The following is a 21,860-nucleotide window of genomic DNA, read 5'->3' as shown; positions in this document are numbered from 1 at the left end:
TCAGGCCGAGGGCGCCCCGGCACGGTCGAGGCTGCGCAGGAACCGCTCGGCGTCCTGATAGCCGACCACGCGGCCGAGCTCGCGGCCGTCCAGACCGAACACGATGATGCCGGGCGGCCCGAACAGGCCGAAACGCTTGAGTAGCGCCTGATCGTCGCCGTTATTGGCAGTCACGTCGGCGCGCACCAGCTGAAGCTGGCCCAGCCGCGCCTGCACGCGCGGATCGGTGAAGGTCAGGTGCTCCATCTCCTTGCAGCTCACGCACCAGTCTGCGTAGAAATCGAGCAGCACCGGCCGGCCGGCGGTCTGGATGATCCGGTCGAGTTCGGCGCTCGAACGCACCGGCGCGAAGCTCGGGCCTTCATGCGCGCCGGTGCCAGCAGCGGCGCCGGCTGCCGCGCCGGCGCCGCGTGCGGCGAACACCGACAGCGGACGCAGCGGATCGGTCGAGCCGGCCGCGAGGCCGACCAGCAGCACGGCGGCCCAGATCGCGAATGCGGCGCCGACGCCCCGGCCGAGCCGGCGCCAGATCGACGCGCCGCCGGCCGCCGGCGTGAAGAGGCCGGTGGCCGCCGCGGCGATCAGCAGCCAGAGCGCGGCGAGCGCGATCTGCACCGCCGCGCCGAGCACCGGCCAGACGATCCAGAGCGCGGCCGCGAGCAGCACCACGCCGAAGAACACCTTCACGCCCTCCATCCAGGCGCCGGCACGCGGCAGCAGCGTACCCGCGCCGAGGCCGATGATCAGCAGCGGCACGCCCAGGCCGATTCCCATCGCGAACAGCGCGGCGCCGCCGAGCAGCGCATTGCCGGTGTGCGCGATGAAGGCGAGTACGGCGAACAGCGGTGCCGTCATGCAGGCGCCGACCACCAGCGCCGAGAGCGCCCCCATCGCGGCCACCGCCGCGAAGCGGCCGCCCGAGCGCCGGCTCGATGCCTGCGCGGCGCCGTCCTGCCAGCGCTGCGGCAACGCGATGTCGATGCCGCCGATCAGCGTCAGAGCGAATACCGTCAGCAGCAGCGCGAATGCGCCGAGCATCCATGGATTCTGCAGCCAGGCGCCGAGGCTTTGCCCGATCAGCGCGGCAACGATGCCGAGCACGGTGTAGACGAGCGCCATCCCGACCACGTAGGTCAGAGACAGCGCGAAACCGCGCGCGCGCGTCGCGCGAGTGCCCTCGCCGATGATGATCGCCGACAGGATCGGGATCATGGGGTACGAGCACGGCAGCAGGCTCAGCACCATCCCGGCCACGAAGAACAGCGCGACGACGGTCAGGAAGCCGCGGCCCTCGAGCAGCGACCGCGCATAGTCGGCACTCGTCACGCGTTCGTACCAGCTGCCGTCGGCGGCGGGGGGCGCCAGCGACGCGGGGGCAACGGCGCCCTGCGCGGCCGGCGCGGGCGCCTGCGGGGCCGCAGCCGGCACGGACGATTGCGCCGGCGAACCAGCCGCCGGTGCGGCCGCGAGCGCCGTGCCGTCCACGCGCACCACGTGCTCGGCGGGCGGATAGCAGATGCCGCCGTCGGCGCACCCCTGCGAGGTGACCGACAGCTCGAACGGACCGGCCGCCTTCACGACGGGCACGTGAATCGTCAGTTCGCCGCGATAGGTTTCGACGTTCTTCGCGAACGTCTCGTCGTACTTCACGTGGCCGGGCGGGATCTGCGCCTCGCCGAGCGTCGCCGTGCCGCTCTTCACGGCGAACGCGAAGCGCTCGCGATACATGTAGTAGCCGTCGGCGATGCTGAAATGCAGGTTCACCTGTCCCGGCGATTCGCTCGAGCTGAAGCGGAACGCGAGCGACGGATCGAGGAAGTCGCCGTCGGCGCGCGCGGCCGGCGAGAGGCCGAACAGCGCGCCGAACAGCACCAGGCACGCGAGCAGCAGACGCAGGCAGGCGGCCGCGGAAAAGTGGCGATCAGACATGGAACAGGCGTTGAGTCTCGGCCGCCACCCAGGTGCCGTAGGGTACGGACGCGGTGGCCTGCCACGAGACGATTTCGGGCGTCTCGTAAGGATGATGGGAGGTGATGAAGCGCTCGAGCTCGAGCGCGCGCACGGCGCTCGTCTTGAACAGCAGCTGGATTTCTTGCGCCGATTCGATCTTGCCCTGCCAGTGATAGCTCGAACGGATCGTGCCGAGCTCCGACGCGCAGGCCGCGAGCCGCGCGCCGAGCGCGCCGTCCGCCAGCGCGCGGGCCGTGGCCGCATCGGGCACGGTCGTCATCATCAGCACGATCACCATCGACGTCTCCTGCGGGATTCGCGAAACGCCATATCCTAACGCAGGCGCGCGCTTCGCGCGCTGCGGGCGGTCAGCGCGCGGACAACAAAAAAGCCAGGCATCGGCCTGGCTTTTTCGCGACGTCGGGAAGGCTTATTCGGCTTCCTGGACGTTGTCTTCCGCGACTTCCGGACGATCGAGCAGTTCGACCAGTGCCATCGGCGCGTTGTCGCCGACGCGGAAGCCGAACTTCAGGATGCGCAGGTAGCCGCCCGGGCGGTTCGCGAAGCGCGGACCGAGCACGTCGAACAGCTTCGTGACCGAGTCACGATCGCGCAGGCGGTTGAACGCCAGGCGGCGGTTCGCCAGCGACGGCTTCTTGCCGAGCGTGATCAGCGGCTCGACGACCTTGCGAAGTTCCTTCGCCTTCGGCAGCGTCGTCTTGATGACTTCGTGCTCGATCAGCGAGTTGGACATGTTACGGAGCATTGCCAGACGGTGGCTGCTCGTGCGGTTCAGTTTCCGCAGACCATGACGGTGACGCATTTCAGTTTCCTTGATTCAAAGTTTTGATCCAGCTCTTCTATCGCGCCACAACTGGCGCACGGGCCGGTAGAAAAAAGCAAGACGCGGATTTTAAAGGAAAATCCGCGTCCTGACCAGACTTGCGACGCGCGGCTCGCCGCCGGCTATTACTTGTCGAGACCGGCCGGCGGCCAGTTCTCGAGCTTCATGCCCAGCGTGAGGCCGCGCGAGGCCAGCACTTCCTTGATTTCGTTCAGCGACTTGCGGCCGAGATTCGGCGTCTTCAGCAGCTCGTTTTCCGTGCGCTGGATCAGATCGCCGATGTAGTAGATGTTCTCGGCCTTCAGGCAGTTCGCCGAACGCACCGTCAGTTCGAGATCGTCCACCGGACGCAGCAGGATCGGATCGATCTGCGGCGCGCGCGACGGCGCTTCCGCGGCCGTCTCCGTGCCTTCCAGCGCCGCGAACACGGACAGCTGGTCGACCAGGATGCGGGCCGACTGGCGGATCGCTTCTTCCGGCGTGATCACGCCGCTCGTCTCGATGTTCATGACGAGCTTGTCGAGGTCGGTACGCTGCTCGACCCGGGCGCTCTCCACCGCATAGCTGACGCGGCGGACCGGCGAGAACGAGGCGTCCAGCACGATGCGGCCGATGATCTTCGCGGTTTCCTCGCCGTAGCGACGAACGTTGCCCGGCACGTAGCCGCGGCCCTTCTCGATCTTGATCTGGACGTCGAGCTTGCCGCCCTTGGTCAGATGCGCGATCACGTGATCCGGGTTGATGACCTCGCAGTCGTGCGCGAGTTCGATGTCGCCGGCCGTCACGATGCCTTCGCCTTCCTTGCGCAGGGTCACCGTGACTTCGTCGCGGTTGTGCAGCTTGAACACCACACCCTTCAGGTTCAGCAGCAGGTTGACGACGTCCTCTTGCACACCATCGAGCGTCGAGTACTCATGCACGACACCGGCGATCGTCACTTCGGTCGGCGCGTAGCCCACCATCGACGACAGCAGCACACGGCGGAGCGCATTGCCCAAGGTATGGCCATAGCCGCGTTCGAACGGCTCCATGACCACTTTCGCATGGTTCTCGCCCAGCGACTCCACGGCGATGATCTTGGGTTTCAACAAACTGGTTTGCATAGGTTTTCCTTTTCAATACCCTCGGCTCGTTACACCGATAAGGCTGACCGGTAACACCTGAAAATGAACAGCCGAGGCCCTGCCGGCAATTCGCAAGCAGGGTACCTCGGCTATCAATCGGATTAACGCGAATACAATTCGACGATCAGGCTTTCGTTGATGTCGCCTGCGATTTCAGCGCGCTCCGGCACTTGCTTGAACGTGCCTTCGAACTTCTTCGCGTCGACTGCAACCCAGCTCGGCATGCCGCCTTGCTCGGCCAGCGACAGCGCTTCGACGATACGCGCCTGCTTCTTCGACTTCTCGCGGATTGCGATGACGTCGCCTGGCTTGACCTGCAGCGACGGGATGTTCGACGCCACGCCGTTGACCGTGATCGCCTTGTGGCTCACGAGCTGGCGCGCTTCGGCGCGCGTCGAGCCGAAGCCCATGCGGTACACCACGTTGTCGAGGCGCGACTCGAGCAGTTGCAGCAGGTTTTCACCCGTGTTGCCCTTGCGGCGGTCGGCTTCGGCGAAGTAGCGGCGGAACTGACGCTCCAGCACGCCGTAGATGCGCTTGACCTTCTGCTTTTCGCGCAGCTGCGTGCCGTAGTCGGACGTGCGCGCACCGGAGATGCGGCCGTGCTGACCCGGCTTGCTGTCGAGCTTGCACTTGTCGGCGAGCGAGCGGCGCGCGCTCTTCAGGAACAGATCGGTGCCTTCACGGCGGGACAACTTGGCCTTCGGGCCGGTATAACGTGCCACTTTGCGTTTCCTCTATCTATCGTCACGCGGATCCGGATCCGCGCTAGTTCGTGTCCTTTGGACCGAACGGTGGACTTAGTCAATCAATACAATCAACTACGTTGCCCGTCGACGCCCCGCGGCGACAACAGGCGGCGCCAGGCAGCCTTAGATGCGGCGGCGCTTCGGCGGCCGGCAGCCGTTGTGCGGGATCGGCGTCACGTCGGAGATCGCCGTGATCTTGATGCCGAGGCCGTGCAGCGCGCGCACTGCCGACTCGCGACCCGGGCCCGGGCCCTTGATGCGCACTTCCAGATTCTTCACGCCGTATTCCATCGCGACGCGGCCAGCCGACTCGGCTGCCACCTGCGCGGCGAACGGGGTCGACTTGCGCGAGCCCTTGAAGCCCTGGCCGCCCGACGTCGCCCACGCCAGAGCATTGCCCTGACGATCGGTGATCGTGATGATCGTGTTGTTGAACGATGCGTGAACGTGAACCACGCCTTCCGCAACGTTCTTCTTAACCTTCTTGCGAACGCGTTGAGCCGCGTTATTGGAAGCCTTAGCCATGACGTTTTCCTGTAACTGTCAGCTTATTTCTTCAGCGCTTGCGCGGCGCGGCGCGGACCCTTGCGGGTACGTGCGTTGGTACGCGTACGCTGGCCACGCATCGGCAGACCCTTGCGATGGCGCACGCCACGGTAGCAACCGAGGTCCATCAGACGCTTGATGTTCATCGTCACTTCACGGCGCAGATCGCCTTCGACGACAAACTTGCCAACCTCTTCACGCAGCTTTTCGAGGTCTGCGTCGTTCAGGTCCTTGACCTTCTTCGAGAAGTCCACGCCAGCGGCGACGCAGATGCTGCGCGCGCGCGTGCGGCCGACACCGAAAATCGCCGTCAGGCCGATCTCGGTATGCTGGTGATTCGGGATGTTAACCCCTGCGATACGAGCCATTGTTTTTCCTCAAACAAAAAGCGCAAACGAGCGCGCGATCAGCCTTGACGCTGCTTGTGGCGCGGGTCCGAGCTGCAGATCACGCGAACCACACCCTTGCGCTTGATGATCTTGCAATTGCGGCAAATGCGCTTAACCGATGCCATCACTTTCATGATATTACCCTTTTTACAAATCACTTCGCCCGGAATACGATCCGCGCACGAGACAGATCGTAAGGCGTCAACTCAACCGTCACCTTGTCGCCGGGGAGGATACGGATGTAGTGCATCCGCATCTTTCCCGAAATATGCCCCAATACGACATGGCCGTTTTCCAGCTTCACGCGGAAGGTCGCATTCGGGAGGTTTTCGACGACCTCGCCCTGCATCTGGATTACATCGTCTTTGGCCATAGTCCTAGATCAACGCATTGGAATGTTGCTGCCCTTGAAATTGGCTTTCTTGAGCAGCGATTCATACTGTTGCGACATAACGTACGACTGCACCTGCGCCATGAAGTCCATCGTGACGACGACAATGATCAGCAGCGACGTTCCACCAAAATAAAACGGCACGTTCCAGCGCAGCACCAGGAACTCCGGCAGCAGACACACGAAGACGATGTAGATCGCACCGGCCAGCGTCAGACGCGTGAGGATGCGGTCGATGTATCGCGCGGTCTGGTCGCCCGGACGAATGCCCGGCACGAACGCACCGCTCTTCTTCAGGTTGTCTGCCGTTTCCCTGCTGTTGAACACCAGCGCGGTGTAGAAGAAGCAGAAAAACACGATCGCCAGCGTGTACAGCAGCACGTACACCGGCTGACCCGGCTTCAGCGCTTCGGCCACGTTGTGCAGCGTGTCGGACAGCCAGCTCTTGCGGTCGCCCGAGCTGAACCAGCTCAGGATCGTTGCCGGGAACAGGATGATCGACGATGCGAAGATCGGCGGAATCACGCCCGACATGTTCAACTTCAGCGGCAGATGCGACGACTGTCCGCCGTAAACCTTGTTGCCGACCTGGCGCTTCGCATAATTCACGAGGATCTTGCGCTGACCGCGTTCGATGAACACGACCAGGTAGGTCACCGCGCCGATCAGCACGACGATGATGATCGCCGAGATGATGCTCATCGAGCCCGTGCGCACCAGCTCGAACAGTCCGCCCACGGCATTCGGGAAACCCGCCGCGATCCCGCCGAAGATGATGATCGAGATACCGTTGCCGAGGCCGCGTTCGGTGATCTGCTCGCCGAGCCACATCAGGAACATCGTGCCCGTCACCAGCGTCACGACCGTCGTCAGCCGGAACAGCATGCCGGGATCGATGACGAGGCCCGGCTGGTTCTCGAGCGCCGCGGCGATGCCGAAGGCCTGGAACGTCGCCAGCACGACCGTGAAGATCCGCGTGTATTGCGTGATCTTGCGCTGCCCTGCCTGCCCTTCCTTCTTCAGCGCCTCGAGCTGCGGCGAGACGATCGCCAGCAACTGCATGATGATCGACGCCGAAATGTACGGCATGATCCCCAGCGCGAAGATCGTGAAGCGCGACAGCGCGCCACCCGAGAACATGTTGAACATGCCGAGGATGCCGCCTGCCTGGCTCTGGAACAGCTTCGCCAGTTGATCCGGATCGATGCCCGGAACCGGAATGTGCGCGCCGATGCGATAGACGATCAACGCCAGCAGCAGGAACATTGCCCGCCGGCGCAGATCGCCGAACTTCGCCGTGCTTCGACCGGGTTTTGCGAGACTCGGGCTGTTGGCCAAGTATCTTCTCCGATGCAGATGCTAGTAACGGCCGCGAGGCACGTCACTCGGCAAACGAACCGCCCGCCGCTTCGATCGCTGCGCGAGCCGACTTGGTCGCACCGAGACCCTTCACGACGATCTTGCGCTTCAGTTCGCCCGTAGCGATGATCTTCGCGCTCTTGGTCAGCTCGCCGACCAGGCCGGCTTGCTTCAGTGCGAGCAGATCGATCTCTTCGACCGGCAGCTTCTCGAGGTCGCCCAGACGCACTTCCCCGACGAATTCCTTCGTCAGCGAGGTGAAGCCGCGCTTCGGCAGACGACGTTGCAGCGGCATCTGACCGCCTTCGAAGCCGACCTTGTGGAAGCCGCCCGAACGCGATTTCTGACCCTTGTGACCACGGCCGGCCGTCTTACCGAGACCGGAACCGATGCCGCGGCCGACGCGACGCTTGGCGTGCTTCGCGCCTTCTGCCGGCTTCAGGTTATTCAATTCCATAACAACTCCTTGATCCGTAGCCGGCACTTAGCCGATGACCTTAACAAGGTACGACACCTTGTTGATCATGCCGCGCACCGCCGGCGTATCCTGCAGCTCGCTGACCGAGTTGAGGCGACGCAGACCCAGGCCGCGCACGGTGGCGCGGTGCGTTTCGCGGGTCCCAATCAGGCTCTTGACGAGCTGAACCTTGACAGTTTTTTCAGACATGGTGACCACCTGGGCTTAGCCCAAAATATCTTCGACGGACTTGCCGCGCTTGGCGGCGATGTCTGCCGGCGTCGATTGCTTGCGCAGGCCGTCGAGCGTCGCACGAACGAGGTTGTACGGGTTCGTCGAACCGTGGCTCTTGGCCACCACGTTCTGCACGCCCATCACGTCGAACACCGCGCGCATCGGGCCGCCGGCGATCACGCCGGTACCTTCCTTCGCCGGAGCGAGGAGGACCGCCGAAGCGCCGTGCTTGCCGTGCACTTCGTGTTGCAGGGTGCCGTTCTTCAGCGGCACCTTGAACATGTTGCGGCGAGCCTGCTCCATTGCCTTCTGCACGGCGACCGGCACTTCCTTCGCCTTGCCCTTGCCCATGCCGACGCGGCCATCACCGTCGCCGACCACGGTCAGTGCGGCGAAACCGAGAATCCGGCCACCCTTCACGACCTTGGTCACGCGATTGACCGAAATCATTTTTTCGCGAAGGCCGTCGTCGCGCTCGTCGGCCTGAACTTTCGCTTGCATCTTTGCCATGACGATTCCTTCCTTAGAACTTGAGCCCAGCTTCACGAGCTGCGTCGGCCAGGGCCTTGACGCGACCGTGATAGCGGAAGCCCGAGCGGTCAAAGGCGACGGATTCGATGCCGGCGGCCTTGGCCTTTTCTGCGATACGCTTGCCGATCAGCGTCGCTGCATTGACGTTGCCGCCCTTGCCCGACTGATCGGCCAGCTGCGCACGCACTTCGGCTTCGAGCGTCGACGCGCTGGCCACCACCTTGGTGCCGCACGGCGAGAACACTTGCGCGTAGATGTGCGAGTTCGTGCGATGCACGGCGAGACGCGCGACCTGCAGCTCGGCGATCTTGATACGCGTCTGGCGAGCGCGGCGCAGGCGAGATTGAGTCTTATCCATGATTGCGCACCCTTACTTCTTCTTCGTTTCTTTGAGGATCACAACCTCGTCGGCATAGCGCACGCCCTTGCCCTTGTAGGGCTCGGGCGGGCGGTAGCCGCGAACTTCCGCAGCCACCTGGCCGACTTTCTGCTTGTCGATCCCCTTGATCAGAATTTCGGTTTGCGTCGGGGTTTCTGCCTTGACGCCTTCCGGCATCTGATGCACCACCGGGTGCGAGAAACCCAGCGACAGGTTCAGCTTGTCGCCTTGCGCCTGCGCACGATAACCGACGCCAACCAGCGTCAGCTTGCGCTCGAAACCCTTCGTCACGCCGTGCACCATGTTCGCGATGATCGCGCGCATCGTGCCGGACAGTGCATTCGCTTCGCGGCTCTCGTCGACGGGCGCCAGATTCAGCGTGCCGTTGTCGTTCGCCACCGTCACAAGCGGGTTCACCACTTGCGAGATCGTGCCCAGCGGGCCCTTGACGGTGATCGAGCCGTTGGCCAGCGTCACCTCCGCGCCTTGCAGCGCGATCGGGCTCTTACCTACTCGAGACATGTTTCTTTCTCCTTTCGGTTAGGCGACGTAGCAGATGACTTCGCCGCCGACGCCGGTAGCGCGCGCCTTGCGGTCGGTCATCACGCCCTTCGGCGTCGACACGATTGCCACACCCAGGCCGTTCATGACCTGCGGAATGTCATTGCGGCCGCGGTACACGCGCAGGCCCGGCTTCGACACGCGCTCGAGGCGTTCGATGACCGGACGGCCGGCGTAGTACTTCAGTGCAATGTTCAGTTCTGCCTTCGCGCCTTCGGTCTTGACTGCGAAATCGTCGATATAGCCTTCGTCCTTCAGGACCTGGGCGATCGCGACCTTCACCTTCGACGAGGGCATTGCCACCGAAACCTTCTCGACCATCTGCGCGTTGCGGATGCGAGTCAGCATATCGGCGATAGGATCACTCATGCTCATTTACGTTTCTCCTATTACCAGCTCGCCTTGGTCAGGCCAGGAATCTCGCCGCGGAAAGCGATTTCACGAATCTTGTTACGCGCGAGGCCGAACTTGCGGAACGTGCCACGCGGACGGCCCGTGATCGCGCAGCGGTTACGCTTGCGAGTCGGGTTCGAGTTGCGGGGCAGTTGTTGCAGTTCCAGACGAGCGGCATAACGCTCTTCGTCCGACTTGCTCGCGTCATCAATGACCGCCTTCAGTGCCGCACGCTTCGGTGCGAACTTAGCTGCCAGGCGGGCACGCTTCTTTTCACGTTCGATCAGTGCCAGTTTAGCCACGGTAACCTCAGTTTCTGAACGGGAACTTGAAGCTGGCGAGCAGTGCCTTCGCTTCGTCGTCGGTCTTCGCGGTGGTCGTGATGCTGATGTTCAGCCCACGCAGCGCGTCGATCTTGTCGTAATCGATTTCGGGGAAAATGATCTGCTCTTTCACACCGATGTTGTAGTTGCCACGGCCGTCGAACGCGCGACCCGACACGCCGCGGAAGTCACGCACGCGGGGCAGGGCGACCGTCACGAAACGATCGAGGAATTCGTACATCGCGCGGCCGCGCAGCGTCACCATCGCACCGATCGGGTAGCCCTGGCGGATCTTGAAGCCGGCGATTGCCTTGCGGGCCTTCGTCACGACAGGCTTCTGACCTGCGATCTTCGTCAGGTCGCCAACGGCGTTCTCGATGATCTTCTTGTCAGCGACGGCTTCGCCAAGACCCATGTTCAGGGTGATCTTGGTGATGCGCGGCACTTCCATGATCGACTTGTAGCCAAACTTCTCGATCAGGCCGGGAACAACCTTCTCTTTGTAAAACTCTTGAAAACGTGCCATTTCTCTACTCCGCGTCAGGCCAGCACGGCGCCGGTCGTCTTCAGGAAGCGAACCTTCTTGCCTTCCTCGACCTTGATGCCAACACGCGAAGCCTTGCCGTTCGCGTCGACCAATGCGACGTTCGAAATATGCAGCGGCATCGCCTTTGCTTCCACGCCACCCGTCGTGCCCTTCATCGGGTTCGGCTTCACATGCTTCTTGACGAGGTTGATACCTTCGACGGTCACATGCTCGGCACCGACGGCCAGCACGACACCGCGCTTGCCCTTGTCCTTGCCGGTGATGACGATGATTTCGTCACCCTTGCGAATCTTGTTCATCGCGACTCCTTACAGCACTTCCGGCGCCAGCGAAACGATCTTCATGAATCGTTCGCTACGCAGCTCACGCGTGACCGGCCCGAAAATGCGGGTGCCGATCGGCTCGAGCTTGTTGTTCAAAAGCACAGCGGCGTTGCCGTCGAACTTGATCAGCGAACCGTCCTGACGACGCACACCCTTGGCGGTGCGAACCACCACGGCGTTGTAGATTTCGCCTTTCTTCACGCGCCCGCGCGGCGTTGCTTCCTTGACGCTCACCTTGATGATGTCGCCAATGCTGGCATAACGACGCTTCGAGCCGCCGAGCACCTTGATGCACATGACTTCACGCGCACCCGTGTTGTCGGCCACTTCAAGCCGAGATTCGGTCTGGATCATGGTTTATCTTTCCCAACTTAATCCGGATGCACCACCATGGCACATACGGTCAGTCTTGGTCCCGTCAGCCAACCGGCTGCTTGGGTTTGAACAGCAGCGATGGCAAACGAAACCCGCCATCGCAAATCGGTGAATCATCGGGCCGACAGAACGCCAGCCCGCTTCCCCCACCGTGACTTCGCCCGCGACGGGGCTCCCATAAAGAGGGAAGACCGGGATTATAACGCACAATCCCGGTCGCGCAAGCAAAAACTTTGCGATTTCAAGTACTTCTACTGCCTGCGGCCTTTCGGCCTCCCGCTTAGATCACGCGGGCAGCCTCGATGAGGCGCGACACCGTCCAGGCCTTCGTCTTCGAGAGAGGACGCGTTTCCTGGATTTCGACGAGGTCACCCTCGTTGTAGGTGTTCGCTTCGTCGTGCGCGTGGTACTTCTTCGAACGCACCACGTACTTGCCGTAGATCGGATGCTTGACGCGGTTCTCGATCAGCACCGTGACGGTCTTGTCCATCTTGTTGCTGACGACCCGACCGACGAGCGTCCGCTTGAGCGAGGTTTTTACGCTATCGTTCATTTCTGGTTCGCCTTCTGAGTCAGGACGGTCCGCACACGAGCGATGTCGCGACGCACCTTCTTCAGCTGGCTCGTGTTCGTGAGCTGCTGGGTCGCGAGTTGCATGCGCAGGCCGAATTGCGCCTTCAGCAGGTCCGACAGCTCCTTGTTGAGCGCGGCCTGATCCTTCTGGAGAAGTTCGGAAGCCTTCATGTTTTCTCCTTAGGCGCCGAGCTGACGAACGATGAACGCCGTCTTCAGCGGCAGCTTCGCTGCGGCCAGACGGAACGCTTCGCGTGCCAGTTCTTCGGTGACGCCATCCATTTCGTACAACATCTTGCCCGGCTGAATCTCGGCGACGTAGTACTCGGGGTTGCCCTTGCCGTTACCCATCCGCACTTCGGCCGGCTTCTGCGAAATCGGCTTGTCCGGGAAGATACGGATCCAGATCCGGCCGCCACGCTTGATGTGGCGCGTCATGGCACGACGTGCCGCTTCGATCTGACGTGCGGTCAAACGGCCGCGACCGATAGCCTTCAGGCCATACTCACCGAACGACACGGCATTGCCGCGCGTGGCGATGCCGGTGTTGCGACCCTTCTGCTCTTTACGATACTTCCTGCGTTTCGGTTGCAGCATCGTTATTCTCCAGTCTTGCCGTCTTCCGGCTTGCCTGCAGCGCGACGCGGCGCGCCACGACGGGCACCCGGACCACCGCCTTCACCGTCACGGCGCGGACGACGATCGCCCGGGCGCGCGTTGCGGCGCGGACGCTTGTCTTCCGTCACTTCCTCGACCACCGGCGCATCGTTGCGGCCCAGCGTGTCGCCCTTGTACACCCACACCTTGACGCCGATGATGCCGTAGGTCGTCTTCGCTTCCGAGGTCGCGTAGTCGATATCGGCACGCAGCGTGTGCAGGGGCACCCGGCCTTCGCGGTACCACTCGGTACGGGCGATTTCGATGCCGTTCAGACGGCCCGCGCTCATGATCTTGATGCCCTGGGCACCCAGACGCATCGCGTTCTGCATCGCGCGCTTCATCGCGCGGCGGAACATGATCCGGCGCTCGAGCTGCTGCGTGATCGAATCGGCGATCAGCTGCGCATCGGTTTCCGGCTTGCGGATCTCTTCGATGTTGACGTGAACCGGCACGCCCATGCGGCGCTGCAGTTCCGTCTTCAGCAGTTCGATATCCTCACCCTTCTTGCCGATGACGACGCCCGGACGCGAGCTGTAAATCGTGATGCGCGCGTTCTTCGCCGGACGCTCGATGACGACGCGGCCGACCGAAGCGTTCTTCAGCTTCTTCTTCAGATACTCACGAACACCGATGTCTTCCTGCAACATCGCCGCGAAATTGTTGTTGTTCGCGTACCAACGCGACGCCCAATTGCGGCTGACGGCCAAACGGAAGCCAGTCGGATGAATTTTCTGTCCCATCGTGTGACCCCTTAATTCCCGACCGTCACAGTGATGTGACAGGATTGCTTCTCGATGCGGTTACCGCGGCCCTTGGCGCGCGCGGTGAAACGCTTGAGCGAGGCAGCCTTGTCGACGTAGATGCTCTTGATCTTGAGCTCGTCGATGTCGGCGCCTTCGTTGTGCTCCGCATTCGCGATAGCCGACAACACCACCTTCTTCACGATGCCGGCGGCCTTCTTCGGCGAGAACGTCAGGACGTTCAGCGCCTTGTCGACCGGCAAACCGCGGATCTGGTCAGCCACCAGGCGCGTCTTCTGCGCCGAGATGCGGGCACCGCGATGAATTGCTTTCACTTCCATCTTGATTGCCCCTTATTTCTTGGCCTTCTTGTCGGCCGCGTGACCCTTGAACGTACGGGTCAGTGCGAACTCGCCAAGCTTGTGGCCGACCATGTTTTCCGAGATGTACACCGGAACGTGTTGACGGCCGTTGTGGACGGCGATCGTCAGGCCGATGAAGTCCGGCAGAATCGTCGAACGACGCGACCAGGTCTTGATCGGCTTCTTGTCACGCGAAGCTGCAGCCGCCTCAACCTTCTTCAGCAAATGGGCGTCGCAGAACGGACCTTTTTTAACAGAACGTGCCATTGCCTACTCCTTAGCGCTTATGACGGCGCTGGACGATCATCGTCGTCGTGCGCTTGTTGCTACGCGTACGGAAGCCCTTCGCCGGCGTGCCCCACGGGCTCACCGGATCGCGACCTGCCGCGGTCTTGCCTTCACCACCACCGTGCGGGTGATCGATCGGGTTCATCGCGACGCCGCGAACCGTCGGACGGATACCGCGCCAGCGGTTGGCACCGGCCTTGCCGATCTGGCGCAGGCTGTGCTCTTCGTTGCCCACTTCACCGATCGTCGCGCGGCACTCGATGTGCACGCGGCGGATTTCGCCCGAACGCAGACGGACCTGCGCGTAGACGCCTTCACGAGCGAGCAGCATGGCCGAGGTACCGGCCGAGCGCGCGATCTGCGCACCCTTGCCCGGCAGCATCTCGACGCAATGGATCGTCGTGCCGACCGGTATGTTGCGGATCGGCAGCGTGTTGCCTGCGCGAATCGGCGCTTCCGAGCCGGACATCAGTTGCTGGCCGACCACCACGCCCTTCGGCGCGATGATGTAGCGACGCTCGCCGTCCGCGTACAGCACCAGCGCGATGTTCGCGCTGCGGTTCGGGTCGTACTCGAGGCGCTCGACCTTCGCCGGGATGCCGTCCTTGTTGCGACGGAAATCGACGATACGGTAGTGCTGCTTGTGACCACCGCCCTTGTGGCGCGTGGTGATGTGGCCGTTGTTGTTGCGGCCGGCGGTCGAGCTCTGCGTGTCGAGCAGCGCCGCGAACGGCTTGCCCTTGTGCAGATCCTTGTTGACCACCTTGACCATCGCGCGGCGACCCGGCGAAGTCGGCTTAACTTTCACGATTGCCATGATTACTTGGCCTCCGCTTCAAAGTTGATTTCCTGGCCGGGCTTCAGGCACACGTATGCCTTCTTCACGTCCTTGCGGCGGCCCATCGAACGGCCGAAGCGCTTTTGCTTGCCCTTCTGCACCAGCACGTTGACGGAATCAACTTCCACCTTGAACAGCAGCTCGACGGCCGCCTTCACTTCCTGCTTCGTGGCATCGGGTGCGACCTCGAACACGACTTGCTCGTTCTTGTCGGCAACCAGCGTCGCCTTTTCCGAGACCACCGGCGCGAGCAGGACCTGCATCAAACGATGATCGTTCTTGCGAATCTCGCTCATGACAGCAACTCCTCGATCTGGGCGACCGCAGCCTTCGTGACCAGGATCTTCTTGAAGTAGATCAGCGACAGCGGGTCGGCGTAACGCGGCTCGACAACCGCCACATTCGGCAGGTTGCGCGACGCGAGGTACAGGTTTTCATCGACCGTATCGGTGATGACGAGCACGGACTCGAGGCCCATGGCCTTGAACTTCTCGGCCAACAGCTTGGTCTTCGGCGCTTCGAGCGTCAGGTCTTCGACCACCGACAGGCGGCCTTCGCGAGCCAACTGGGAGAAGATCGAGCAGAGGCCTGCGCGATGCATCTTCTTGTTGACCTTGTGCGAGAAGTTTTCTTCGGGGGAGTTCGGGAAAATCCGGCCACCACCGCGCCACAGCGGGCTCGACGACATACCGGCACGGGCACGGCCCGTACCCTTCTGGCGCCACGGCTTCTTGGTCGTGTGCTTGACCTGCTCGCGATCCTTCTGAGCGCGGTTGCCCTGGCGAGCGTTCGCCTGGTATGCAACGACGATCTGGTGGATCAGCGCTTCGTTGTAGTCACGGCCGAACACGACGTCCGACGCGTTGACGACAGCACCTTCCTGGCCATTCGCATTCAGGAGCTTGAGTTCCATTATTTCGCCCCCTTGGTCTTGACGGCCGGCGTCACGAAGACCTTGCCGCCCTTCGTGCCCGGAATGGCGCCCTTCACCAGCAGCAGCTTGCGCTCTGCGTCGATGCGCGCGATTTCGAGGTTCTGAACCGTCACGGTGACGTCACCCATGTGGCCCGTCATGCGCTTGCCCGGGAACACACGGCCCGGATCCTGCGCCATACCGATCGAGCCCGGCACGTTGTGCGAACGCGAGTTACCGTGCGTGGCGCGGCCCGAGCTGAAGTTGTAACGCTTGATCGTACCGGCATAGCCCTTACCGATCGACACGCCTTGCACGTCGACCTTCTGGCCTACTTCGAAGAGATCGGGACCGACGATGGCGCCATTCGACAGCTCGGCTGCCTTGGTCGCATCGATACGGAATTCCTTGAGGATTTCACCGGCTTCGACACCGGCTTTGGCGAGATGACCTGCCAGCGGCTTCGTCACGCGCGAGGCGCGGCGCGAGCCGAATGCAACCTGAACGGCCGTGTAGCCGTCGGTTTCAACAGTCTTGATCTGCGTCACGCGGTTGTCCGACACGTCCAGCACGGTGACGGGAATCGAGTCCCCATCCGCCGTGAAAATACGGGTCATACCAACCTTGCGACCTACGAGTCCAAGGCTCATCGTTTTCTCCATTCCCAACTGCGATTGGTCGGGGCTAATTTACAAAACGCCGCGGCCACCAAGAGGGCGGGCACGCCGGCTTTTACGCAAATACGCGAAAAGCCTTGCATTATAGCGAGGCCTTTCGTTTTCCGCAAGCAATCAATGACTTAGCGCGGCCGGTAGCGACCGACCCCGTGGAAAGCCTTACTGCAGCTTGATTTCGACGTCGACGCCGGCCGGCAGATCGAGCTTCATCAGCGCGTCGACCGTCTTGTCGGTCGGATCGACGATGTCCATCAGGCGCTGGTGCGTGCGAATTTCGAGCTGATCGCGCGAGGTCTTGTTGACGTGCGGCGAACGGAGGATGTCGAAACGCTGAATGCGCGTCGGCAGCGGCACCGGGCCACGGACGATCGCACCGGTCCGCTTCGCCGTATCGACGATCTCGGCGGCCGACTGATCGATCAGACGATAGTCGAATGCCTTCAGGCGAATGCGGATTTTTTGCTTTTGCATGACGATTCCTTGAAAAGAGCGAGGCGATGTTGCATCGCCGGATCAATAAAAGAACATGGGATCGGGCACCCGTTGAGCACGGGCACCCGATCCCGGGTGCTGAACCGCAGATGATACACCAGCTACAGCTCGATGACGCTCGATATTAGTCGAGGATCTTGGCGACGACGCCGGCGCCGACGGTACGGCCGCCTTCGCGGATCGCGAAGCGCAGACCTTCTTCCATCGCGATCGGCGCGATCAGCTTCACCGTGATCGACACGTTGTCGCCCGGCATCACCATTTCCTTGTCCTTCGGCAGCTCGATCGAGCCCGTCACGTCCGTCGTACGGAAGTAGAACTGCGGACGGTAGTTGTTGAAGAACGGCGTGTGACGGCCGCCTTCGTCCTTGCTCAGCACGTACACCTCGGCCGTGAAGTGCGTGTGCGGCTTGATCGAGCCCGGCTTCGCCAGAACCTGACCACGCTCCACTTCTTCACGCTTCGTGCCGCGCAGCAGAATACCGACGTTGTCGCCAGCCTGGCCTTGATCCAGCAGCTTGCGGAACATTTCCACGCCCGTGCAGGTCGTCTTCACCGTCGGCTTGATACCGACGATTTCGATTTCCTCGCCAACCTTCACGATGCCGCGCTCGACGCGACCCGTCACCACCGTGCCGCGGCCCGAGATCGAGAACACGTCTTCCACCGGCATCAGGAACGTACCGTCCACCGCACGCTCCGGCGTCGGAATGTACGAGTCCAGCGCGTCGGCCAGGTTCATGATCGCCGTCTCGCCCAGCTCGCCCTTGTCGCCTTCCAGCGCCAGCTTGGCCGAACCCTTGATGATCGGCGTGTCGTCGCCCGGGAAGTCGTACTTCGACAGCAGCTCGCGAACTTCCATCTCGACCAGCTCGAGCAGTTCGGCGTCGTCCACCATGTCGCACTTGTTCAGGAACACGATGATGTACGGCACGCCAACCTGACGCGCCAGCAGGATGTGCTCACGCGTTTGCGGCATCGGGCCGTCGGCTGCCGAGCACACCAGGATCGCGCCGTCCATCTGCGCGGCACCCGTGATCATGTTCTTCACGTAGTCGGCGTGGCCCGGGCAATCGACGTGCGCGTAGTGGCGGTTCGCCGTTTCGTACTCGATGTGTGCGGTGTTGATCGTGATGCCGCGTGCCTTTTCTTCCGGCGCCGCGTCGATTTCGTCGTACTTCTTCGCTTCGCCGCCGAACTTCGACGACAGAACCGTCGCGATCGCCGCCGTCAGCGTCGTCTTGCCGTGGTCAACGTGACCGATCGTGCCAACGTTGACGTGCGGCTTGGTCCGTTCAAACTTCTCTTTTGCCATGATTCTCTTCTTTCAAAAATGATGAACGTTTGGGGGAGACGACTTACTTCGACTTCGCGCTGATGATCGCTTCGGCGACGTTACGCGGAGCTTCGGCGTAGTGCTTGAACTCCATCGTGTACGTGGCGCGACCTTGCGTCAGCGAGCGCAGCGACGTCGAGTAACCGAACATTTCCGACAGCGGCACTTCGGCGCGGACGATCTTGCCACCGCCAACCATGTCTTCCATGCCCTGGACGATACCGCGACGGCCCGACAGGTCGCCCATCACGTTGCCCATGTAGTCTTCCGGCGTTTCGACTTCCACTGCCATCATCGGTTCGAGCACGACCGGATTCGCGCGGCGCATGGCTTCCTTGAACGCCATCGAGCCGGCCATACGGAACGCGTTTTCGTTCGAGTCCACGTCGTGGTACGAACCGAACGTCAGGTGAACCTTCACGTCGACGACCGGGAAGCCCGCCAGCACGCCGCTCTTGAGCGTGTCCTGGATGCCCTTGTCGACGGCCGGGATGTATTCGCGCGGAATCACGCCACCCTTGATCTCGTCGAAGAACTCGTAGCCCTTGCCCTGCTCGTTCGGCTCGAGCGTGATGGTGGCGTGACCGTACTGGCCGCGGCCGCCCGACTGCTTGACGAACTTGCCGTCGACATCCTTCGCCGTCGAACGGATCGTTTCGCGATACGCCACCTGCGGCTTGCCGACGGTGGCCTCGACGCCGAACTCACGCTTCATCCGGTCGACCAGAATTTCGAGGTGGAGCTCGCCCATGCCCGAAATGATGGTCTGGCCCGATTCCTCGTCGGTCTGAACGCGGAACGACGGATCTTCCTGAGCGAGGCGGTTCAGCGCCAGGCCCATCTTCTCCTGGTCGGCCTTCGTCTTCGGCTCGACGGCCTGCGAAATCACCGGCTCCGGGAACACCATGCGCTCCAGCACGATCGGATGGGCCGGGTCGCACAGCGTGTCGCCCGTGGTCGCCTCCTTCAGGCCGACCGCGGCGGCGATGTCGCCGGCGCGCACTTCCTTGATTTCTTCGCGCTGGTTCGCGTGCATCTGCAGAATCCGGCCCAGGCGCTCCTTCTTGCCCTTGGTCGAGTTCAGCAGCGTGTCACCCGAATTGACGACGCCCGAGTAGACGCGGAAGAAGATCAGCTGGCCGACGAACGGGTCGGTCATGATCTTGAAGGCGAGCGACGAGAACTTCTCTTCGTCCGACGCCTGACGCTCGGCCGATTCGCCGTTGTCGAGCTCGCCCTTGACGGGCGGAATGTCGACCGGCGACGGCAGGAAGTCGATCACGGCGTCGAGCATGCGCTGCACGCCCTTGTTCTTGAACGCCGTACCGCACAGCATCGGCTGGATTTCGCAAGCGATCGTCCGGTCGCGCAGCGCCTTGACGATGTCGGCTTCCGGCAGATCGCCTTCTTCGAGGTACTTGTTCATCAGGTCTTCGCTGGCTTCCGCCGCGGCTTCGACCATCTTTTCACGCCATTCCTGGCAGGTGTCGGCGAGCTCGGCCGGGATGTCGACGTAGTCGAACTTCGTGCCCTGGGACGCCTCGTCCCAAATGATCGCCTTCATCTTCAGCAGGTCGACCACGCCCTTGAAGTTTTCTTCCGAGCCGATCGGCACCACCACGGGCACCGGATTCGCCTTCAGGCGCAGGCGCAGCTGGTCGTAGACCTTGAAGAAGTTCGCGCCGGTGCGGTCCATCTTGTTGACGAACGCGAGACGCGGCACCTTGTACTTGTTCGCCTGACGCCAGACGGTTTCCGACTGGGGCTGAACGCCACCCACCGCGCAATACACCATGCACGCGCCGTCGAGCACGCGCATCGAACGCTCCACTTCGATCGTGAAGTCGACGTGGCCCGGGGTGTCGATGATGTTGATGCGGTGTTCGGGGTAGTTGCCGCCCATGCCCTTCCAGAACGCGGTCGTAGCAGCGGAGGTGATCGTGATGCCACGCTCCTGCTCCTGCTCCATCCAGTCCATCGTGGCGGCGCCGTCGTGAACCTCACCGATCTTGTGGTTCACGCCGGTATAAAACAGAATGCGCTCGGTCGTCGTCGTCTTGCCGGCGTCGATGTGGGCGCTAATACCGATATTGCGGTAGCGCTCGATAGGAGTCTTGCGAGCCACTTTGATCCTCTATGGGTTAACGCGACGCAAGGTCGCGTCACGCCTCAACACAAACGGGCGAGGCGCTCGAAACAAGCGCACCCGCCCGGATTTTTACCGCTGGAGCCTCGCTCTCGCGCTTAGAAGCGGAAATGCGAGAACGCGCGGTTGGCTTCCGCCATCCGGTGAACTTCGTCGCGCTTCTTCATCGCGCCGCCGCGGCCTTCGGCCGCTTCGGACAGTTCACCCGCGAGACGCAGGGCCATCGACTTCTCGCTACGCTTCTTCGCGGCCTCACGCAGCCAGCGCATCGCCAATGCCATACGACGCGACGGACGCACTTCGACCGGAACCTGATAGTTCGCACCACCAACGCGACGGCTCTTCACTTCGACCACCGGCTTCACGTTGTTCAGCGCGACCGTGAACACTTCCAGCGGGTCCTTGCCACCCTTGGTCTGGATCTGTTCGAAAGCGCCATAAACGATGCGTTCCGCGACCGACTTCTTGCCGGACAGCATCAGCATGTTCATGAATTTTGCAACATCAACGTTACCGTACTTCGGATCCGGCAACACTTCCCGCTTGGGGACTTCGCGACGACGCGGCATGTTTCTTCCTTTAGCTTTTCAGTTGGAGCTGAGCATCAGCCCCGCGGCCACCAACAAACCCGATTCATCTCGTTCGACTAACCAGCTTGGCCGGGTGACCACTTACTCGACAGCACCGGCTATCCGGCACCACCGCATTAATCGCCATCTGGCGATCACCTTTCCGTGCCTGCTTACTTCGCAGCCTTCGCACGCTTCGCGCCGTACTTCGAACGCGCTTGCTTACGGTCCTTGACGCCCTGCGTATCCAGCGAGCCGCGAACCATGTGGTAACGCACACCCGGCAAGTCCTTCACACGGCCGCCACGGATCAGCACAACCGAGTGTTCCTGCAGGTTGTGGCCTTCACCGCCGATGTACGAAATCACTTCGAAGCCGTTCGTCAGACGAACCTTGGCGACCTTCCGGAGTGCCGAGTTCGGCTTCTTCGGCGTCGTCGTGTACACGCGAGTGCACACACCGCGACGCTGGGGGCAGTTCTGCAAGGCCGGGCTCTTGCTCTTGGTCGTTTCCGACTCACGGCCTTTGCGAACCAGTTGGTTGATGGTTGGCATTGTGTATTCCTGAAGATGACAAAAACCGACACGTCGGCGTCGGGCAAAGCGACGCCGGCATGCCTGTGACGATCCGAAACCGTGAGACTCGTCCGCAGCCGGTGCTTGACATCGGCTCGCGAGTTTACCTTCCGAGAATCGGAACCCGGCATCATAATCCAAAAATCTCAAGCGAGTCAACAGCTTGCGTGATCGGCCGAAGCAGGAATAAGTGACGAATCGATGACGGCACGCCAC

35 protein-coding genes are annotated in these 21,860 nt (G+C 62.2%); all 35 read right to left on the bottom strand.

Translation table 11 applies throughout. The annotated features are described in order from the left end of the window. The 35 genes from dsbD to rpsL all read right to left on the bottom strand — a co-directional run bounded on the left by dsbD (nt 1) and on the right by rpsL (nt 21,623). Entirely contained in the window at nt 1-1,929 is a 1,929-nt protein-coding gene (gene dsbD / locus KS03_RS18660) for a protein-disulfide reductase DsbD (RefSeq protein ID WP_012734381.1), read from the bottom strand. Then, the gene (cutA, locus tag KS03_RS18655) at nt 1,922-2,248 is read right to left on the bottom strand and encodes a divalent-cation tolerance protein CutA (protein WP_012734380.1); all 327 of its coding nucleotides are present in this window, start codon (nt 2,246-2,248) and stop codon (nt 1,922-1,924) included. Before cutA ends, dsbD begins: the two co-directional genes overlap by 8 nt. A gap of 132 nt (nt 2,249-2,380) precedes the next feature. Continuing rightward, complete coding sequence (gene rplQ / locus KS03_RS18650) at nt 2,381-2,773, bottom strand: 50S ribosomal protein L17 (RefSeq protein ID WP_012734379.1); 393 nt, start codon at nt 2,771-2,773, stop codon at nt 2,381-2,383. 146 nt (nt 2,774-2,919) lie between these two features. Then, nucleotides 2,920-3,897, bottom strand: coding sequence for a DNA-directed RNA polymerase subunit alpha (locus tag KS03_RS18645; RefSeq protein ID WP_012734378.1), 978 nt, complete (start codon nt 3,895-3,897; stop codon nt 2,920-2,922). Nucleotides 3,898-4,019: 122 nt separating this feature from the next. Next, complete coding sequence (rpsD, locus tag KS03_RS18640; RefSeq protein WP_012734377.1) at nt 4,020-4,643, bottom strand: 30S ribosomal protein S4; 624 nt, start codon at nt 4,641-4,643, stop codon at nt 4,020-4,022. A gap of 147 nt (nt 4,644-4,790) precedes the next feature. Further along, entirely contained in the window at nt 4,791-5,192 is a 402-nt protein-coding gene (rpsK, locus tag KS03_RS18635) for a 30S ribosomal protein S11 (protein WP_012734376.1), read from the bottom strand. A 23-nt stretch (nt 5,193-5,215) separates the two neighbouring features. Then, entirely contained in the window at nt 5,216-5,581 is a 366-nt protein-coding gene (rpsM, locus tag KS03_RS18630) for a 30S ribosomal protein S13 (RefSeq protein WP_012734375.1), read from the bottom strand. A gap of 38 nt (nt 5,582-5,619) precedes the next feature. Further along, nucleotides 5,620-5,736 (bottom strand): 50S ribosomal protein L36, encoded by a 117-nt coding sequence (rpmJ, locus tag KS03_RS30200; RefSeq protein WP_004199844.1) that lies wholly within the window; start codon nt 5,734-5,736, stop codon nt 5,620-5,622. Between the two features lie 20 nt (nt 5,737-5,756). Continuing rightward, nucleotides 5,757-5,975 (bottom strand): translation initiation factor IF-1, encoded by a 219-nt coding sequence (gene infA / locus KS03_RS18625; RefSeq protein WP_012734373.1) that lies wholly within the window; start codon nt 5,973-5,975, stop codon nt 5,757-5,759. A gap of 9 nt (nt 5,976-5,984) precedes the next feature. Then, nucleotides 5,985-7,331: a preprotein translocase subunit SecY gene (gene secY / locus KS03_RS18620; RefSeq protein ID WP_012734372.1), complete on the bottom strand. Its 1,347-nt coding sequence runs from the start codon at nt 7,329-7,331 to the stop codon at nt 5,985-5,987. 43 nt (nt 7,332-7,374) lie between these two features. Continuing rightward, complete coding sequence (rplO, locus tag KS03_RS18615) at nt 7,375-7,809, bottom strand: 50S ribosomal protein L15 (RefSeq protein WP_012734371.1); 435 nt, start codon at nt 7,807-7,809, stop codon at nt 7,375-7,377. A gap of 27 nt (nt 7,810-7,836) precedes the next feature. Then, entirely contained in the window at nt 7,837-8,019 is a 183-nt protein-coding gene (gene rpmD / locus KS03_RS18610; RefSeq protein WP_010106952.1) for a 50S ribosomal protein L30, read from the bottom strand. A 15-nt stretch (nt 8,020-8,034) separates the two neighbouring features. Then, nucleotides 8,035-8,553 (bottom strand): 30S ribosomal protein S5, encoded by a 519-nt coding sequence (rpsE, locus tag KS03_RS18605; RefSeq protein ID WP_012734369.1) that lies wholly within the window; start codon nt 8,551-8,553, stop codon nt 8,035-8,037. 13 nt (nt 8,554-8,566) lie between these two features. Then, a complete protein-coding gene (gene rplR, locus KS03_RS18600) occupies nt 8,567-8,932 on the bottom strand; it encodes a 50S ribosomal protein L18 (RefSeq protein WP_012734368.1) in 366 nt (121 codons plus the stop codon). Nucleotides 8,933-8,944: 12 nt separating this feature from the next. Continuing rightward, on the bottom strand, nt 8,945-9,475 hold the full coding sequence (gene rplF / locus KS03_RS18595) for a 50S ribosomal protein L6 (protein ID WP_012734367.1): 531 nt from the start codon (nt 9,473-9,475) through the stop codon (nt 8,945-8,947). 18 nt (nt 9,476-9,493) lie between these two features. Beyond that, complete coding sequence (gene rpsH, locus KS03_RS18590; protein ID WP_012734366.1) at nt 9,494-9,889, bottom strand: 30S ribosomal protein S8; 396 nt, start codon at nt 9,887-9,889, stop codon at nt 9,494-9,496. 14 nt (nt 9,890-9,903) lie between these two features. Beyond that, a complete protein-coding gene (rpsN, locus tag KS03_RS18585; protein ID WP_012734365.1) occupies nt 9,904-10,209 on the bottom strand; it encodes a 30S ribosomal protein S14 in 306 nt (101 codons plus the stop codon). Between the two features lie 7 nt (nt 10,210-10,216). Further along, nucleotides 10,217-10,756: a 50S ribosomal protein L5 gene (rplE, locus tag KS03_RS18580; RefSeq protein ID WP_012734364.1), complete on the bottom strand. Its 540-nt coding sequence runs from the start codon at nt 10,754-10,756 to the stop codon at nt 10,217-10,219. Nucleotides 10,757-10,770: 14 nt separating this feature from the next. Then, a complete protein-coding gene (gene rplX, locus KS03_RS18575) occupies nt 10,771-11,076 on the bottom strand; it encodes a 50S ribosomal protein L24 (protein ID WP_012734363.1) in 306 nt (101 codons plus the stop codon). Between the two features lie 9 nt (nt 11,077-11,085). Continuing rightward, entirely contained in the window at nt 11,086-11,454 is a 369-nt protein-coding gene (gene rplN / locus KS03_RS18570) for a 50S ribosomal protein L14 (protein WP_004197951.1), read from the bottom strand. A 301-nt stretch (nt 11,455-11,755) separates the two neighbouring features. Then, nucleotides 11,756-12,028: a 30S ribosomal protein S17 gene (gene rpsQ / locus KS03_RS18565; RefSeq protein ID WP_012734362.1), complete on the bottom strand. Its 273-nt coding sequence runs from the start codon at nt 12,026-12,028 to the stop codon at nt 11,756-11,758. Further along, nucleotides 12,025-12,219 carry a 50S ribosomal protein L29 gene (gene rpmC / locus KS03_RS18560; protein ID WP_004199856.1) on the bottom strand — a complete coding sequence of 65 codons (195 nt, stop codon included), beginning with the start codon at nt 12,217-12,219 and terminating at the stop codon, nt 12,025-12,027. Before rpmC ends, rpsQ begins: the two co-directional genes overlap by 4 nt. A 9-nt stretch (nt 12,220-12,228) precedes the next feature. Further along, nucleotides 12,229-12,645, bottom strand: a complete 417-nt coding sequence (gene rplP, locus KS03_RS18555) for a 50S ribosomal protein L16 (protein WP_012734361.1) — start codon at nt 12,643-12,645, stop codon at nt 12,229-12,231. Between the two features lie 2 nt (nt 12,646-12,647). Then, complete coding sequence (gene rpsC, locus KS03_RS18550; RefSeq protein WP_012734360.1) at nt 12,648-13,448, bottom strand: 30S ribosomal protein S3; 801 nt, start codon at nt 13,446-13,448, stop codon at nt 12,648-12,650. An 11-nt stretch (nt 13,449-13,459) separates the two neighbouring features. Beyond that, a complete protein-coding gene (gene rplV / locus KS03_RS18545) occupies nt 13,460-13,789 on the bottom strand; it encodes a 50S ribosomal protein L22 (RefSeq protein ID WP_004199272.1) in 330 nt (109 codons plus the stop codon). A gap of 12 nt (nt 13,790-13,801) precedes the next feature. Continuing rightward, nucleotides 13,802-14,077 (bottom strand): 30S ribosomal protein S19, encoded by a 276-nt coding sequence (rpsS, locus tag KS03_RS18540; RefSeq protein ID WP_004199273.1) that lies wholly within the window; start codon nt 14,075-14,077, stop codon nt 13,802-13,804. A 10-nt stretch (nt 14,078-14,087) separates the two neighbouring features. Further along, nucleotides 14,088-14,915: a 50S ribosomal protein L2 gene (gene rplB, locus KS03_RS18535; RefSeq protein WP_012734359.1), complete on the bottom strand. Its 828-nt coding sequence runs from the start codon at nt 14,913-14,915 to the stop codon at nt 14,088-14,090. A 2-nt stretch (nt 14,916-14,917) separates the two neighbouring features. After that, nucleotides 14,918-15,232 carry a 50S ribosomal protein L23 gene (gene rplW, locus KS03_RS18530; protein WP_012734358.1) on the bottom strand — a complete coding sequence of 105 codons (315 nt, stop codon included), beginning with the start codon at nt 15,230-15,232 and terminating at the stop codon, nt 14,918-14,920. Then, nucleotides 15,229-15,849 carry a 50S ribosomal protein L4 gene (rplD, locus tag KS03_RS18525; protein ID WP_012734357.1) on the bottom strand — a complete coding sequence of 207 codons (621 nt, stop codon included), beginning with the start codon at nt 15,847-15,849 and terminating at the stop codon, nt 15,229-15,231. The genes rplW and rplD overlap by 4 nt, the downstream gene beginning before the upstream one ends. Then, nucleotides 15,849-16,499 (bottom strand): 50S ribosomal protein L3, encoded by a 651-nt coding sequence (gene rplC / locus KS03_RS18520; RefSeq protein ID WP_039200682.1) that lies wholly within the window; start codon nt 16,497-16,499, stop codon nt 15,849-15,851. The genes rplD and rplC overlap by 1 nt, the downstream gene beginning before the upstream one ends. A gap of 186 nt (nt 16,500-16,685) precedes the next feature. Beyond that, nucleotides 16,686-16,997, bottom strand: a complete 312-nt coding sequence (gene rpsJ, locus KS03_RS18515) for a 30S ribosomal protein S10 (protein ID WP_012734355.1) — start codon at nt 16,995-16,997, stop codon at nt 16,686-16,688. A gap of 145 nt (nt 16,998-17,142) precedes the next feature. Then, nucleotides 17,143-18,333: an elongation factor Tu gene (tuf, locus tag KS03_RS18510; RefSeq protein WP_012734343.1), complete on the bottom strand. Its 1,191-nt coding sequence runs from the start codon at nt 18,331-18,333 to the stop codon at nt 17,143-17,145. 43 nt (nt 18,334-18,376) lie between these two features. Further along, nucleotides 18,377-20,479, bottom strand: a complete 2,103-nt coding sequence (gene fusA / locus KS03_RS18505; RefSeq protein ID WP_012734354.1) for an elongation factor G — start codon at nt 20,477-20,479, stop codon at nt 18,377-18,379. A 119-nt stretch (nt 20,480-20,598) separates the two neighbouring features. After that, nucleotides 20,599-21,069 (bottom strand): 30S ribosomal protein S7, encoded by a 471-nt coding sequence (rpsG, locus tag KS03_RS18500; RefSeq protein WP_004198359.1) that lies wholly within the window; start codon nt 21,067-21,069, stop codon nt 20,599-20,601. A 173-nt stretch (nt 21,070-21,242) separates the two neighbouring features. Beyond that, nucleotides 21,243-21,623 (bottom strand): 30S ribosomal protein S12, encoded by a 381-nt coding sequence (rpsL, locus tag KS03_RS18495; RefSeq protein ID WP_012734353.1) that lies wholly within the window; start codon nt 21,621-21,623, stop codon nt 21,243-21,245. Nucleotides 21,624-21,860: the final 237 nt, after the last annotated feature.

It is taken from the genome of Burkholderia glumae LMG 2196 = ATCC 33617 (genome assembly GCF_000960995.1).
GTDB lineage: Bacteria > Pseudomonadota > Gammaproteobacteria > Burkholderiales > Burkholderiaceae > Burkholderia > Burkholderia glumae.
The sequence above is the reverse complement of the archived record's forward strand: the minus strand, read 5'-3'. Positions and strand labels throughout refer to the sequence as shown.

Coding starts and splice junctions, on each gene's coding strand:
- rpmJ (WP_004199844.1), bottom strand. CDS start 5,736: ATGAAAGTGATGGCATCGGTTAAGCGCATTTGCCGCAATTGCAAGATC.
- KS03_RS18645 (WP_012734378.1), bottom strand. CDS start 3,897: ATGCAAACCAGTTTGTTGAAACCCAAGATCATCGCCGTGGAGTCGCTG.
- tuf (WP_012734343.1), bottom strand. CDS start 18,333: ATGGCAAAAGAGAAGTTTGAACGGACCAAGCCGCACGTCAACGTTGGC.
- rpsJ (WP_012734355.1), bottom strand. CDS start 16,997: ATGCAAAAGCAAAAAATCCGCATTCGCCTGAAGGCATTCGACTATCGT.
- rplE (WP_012734364.1), bottom strand. CDS start 10,756: ATGGCACGTTTTCAAGAGTTTTACAAAGAGAAGGTTGTTCCCGGCCTG.
- rpsK (WP_012734376.1), bottom strand. CDS start 5,192: ATGGCTAAGGCTTCCAATAACGCGGCTCAACGCGTTCGCAAGAAGGTT.
- cutA (WP_012734380.1), bottom strand. CDS start 2,248: ATGGTGATCGTGCTGATGATGACGACCGTGCCCGATGCGGCCACGGCC.
- infA (WP_012734373.1), bottom strand. CDS start 5,975: ATGGCCAAAGACGATGTAATCCAGATGCAGGGCGAGGTCGTCGAAAAC.
- rplD (WP_012734357.1), bottom strand. CDS start 15,849: ATGGAACTCAAGCTCCTGAATGCGAATGGCCAGGAAGGTGCTGTCGTC.
- rpmD (WP_010106952.1), bottom strand. CDS start 8,019: ATGTCTGAAAAAACTGTCAAGGTTCAGCTCGTCAAGAGCCTGATTGGG.
- dsbD (WP_012734381.1), bottom strand. CDS start 1,929: ATGTCTGATCGCCACTTTTCCGCGGCCGCCTGCCTGCGTCTGCTGCTC.
- rplN (WP_004197951.1), bottom strand. CDS start 11,454: ATGATCCAGACCGAATCTCGGCTTGAAGTGGCCGACAACACGGGTGCG.
- rpsG (WP_004198359.1), bottom strand. CDS start 21,069: ATGCCGCGTCGTCGCGAAGTCCCCAAGCGGGAAGTGTTGCCGGATCCG.
- rplW (WP_012734358.1), bottom strand. CDS start 15,232: ATGAGCGAGATTCGCAAGAACGATCATCGTTTGATGCAGGTCCTGCTC.
- rpsH (WP_012734366.1), bottom strand. CDS start 9,889: ATGAGCATGAGTGATCCTATCGCCGATATGCTGACTCGCATCCGCAAC.
- rpsL (WP_012734353.1), bottom strand. CDS start 21,623: ATGCCAACCATCAACCAACTGGTTCGCAAAGGCCGTGAGTCGGAAACG.
- rpsS (WP_004199273.1), bottom strand. CDS start 14,077: ATGGCACGTTCTGTTAAAAAAGGTCCGTTCTGCGACGCCCATTTGCTG.
- rplF (WP_012734367.1), bottom strand. CDS start 9,475: ATGTCTCGAGTAGGTAAGAGCCCGATCGCGCTGCAAGGCGCGGAGGTG.
- rplP (WP_012734361.1), bottom strand. CDS start 12,645: ATGCTGCAACCGAAACGCAGGAAGTATCGTAAAGAGCAGAAGGGTCGC.
- rpsM (WP_012734375.1), bottom strand. CDS start 5,581: ATGGCTCGTATCGCAGGGGTTAACATCCCGAATCACCAGCATACCGAG.
- rplO (WP_012734371.1), bottom strand. CDS start 7,809: ATGGAATTGAATAACCTGAAGCCGGCAGAAGGCGCGAAGCACGCCAAG.
- rplX (WP_012734363.1), bottom strand. CDS start 11,076: ATGAACAAGATTCGCAAGGGTGACGAAATCATCGTCATCACCGGCAAG.
- rplC (WP_039200682.1), bottom strand. CDS start 16,499: ATGAGCCTTGGACTCGTAGGTCGCAAGGTTGGTATGACCCGTATTTTC.
- rpsC (WP_012734360.1), bottom strand. CDS start 13,448: ATGGGACAGAAAATTCATCCGACTGGCTTCCGTTTGGCCGTCAGCCGC.
- rplB (WP_012734359.1), bottom strand. CDS start 14,915: ATGGCAATCGTGAAAGTTAAGCCGACTTCGCCGGGTCGCCGCGCGATG.
- rpsE (WP_012734369.1), bottom strand. CDS start 8,553: ATGGCAAAGATGCAAGCGAAAGTTCAGGCCGACGAGCGCGACGACGGC.
- rpmC (WP_004199856.1), bottom strand. CDS start 12,219: ATGAAGGCTTCCGAACTTCTCCAGAAGGATCAGGCCGCGCTCAACAAG.
- rplQ (WP_012734379.1), bottom strand. CDS start 2,773: ATGCGTCACCGTCATGGTCTGCGGAAACTGAACCGCACGAGCAGCCAC.
- rpsQ (WP_012734362.1), bottom strand. CDS start 12,028: ATGAACGATAGCGTAAAAACCTCGCTCAAGCGGACGCTCGTCGGTCGG.
- rplR (WP_012734368.1), bottom strand. CDS start 8,932: ATGGATAAGACTCAATCTCGCCTGCGCCGCGCTCGCCAGACGCGTATC.
- rplV (WP_004199272.1), bottom strand. CDS start 13,789: ATGGAAGTGAAAGCAATTCATCGCGGTGCCCGCATCTCGGCGCAGAAG.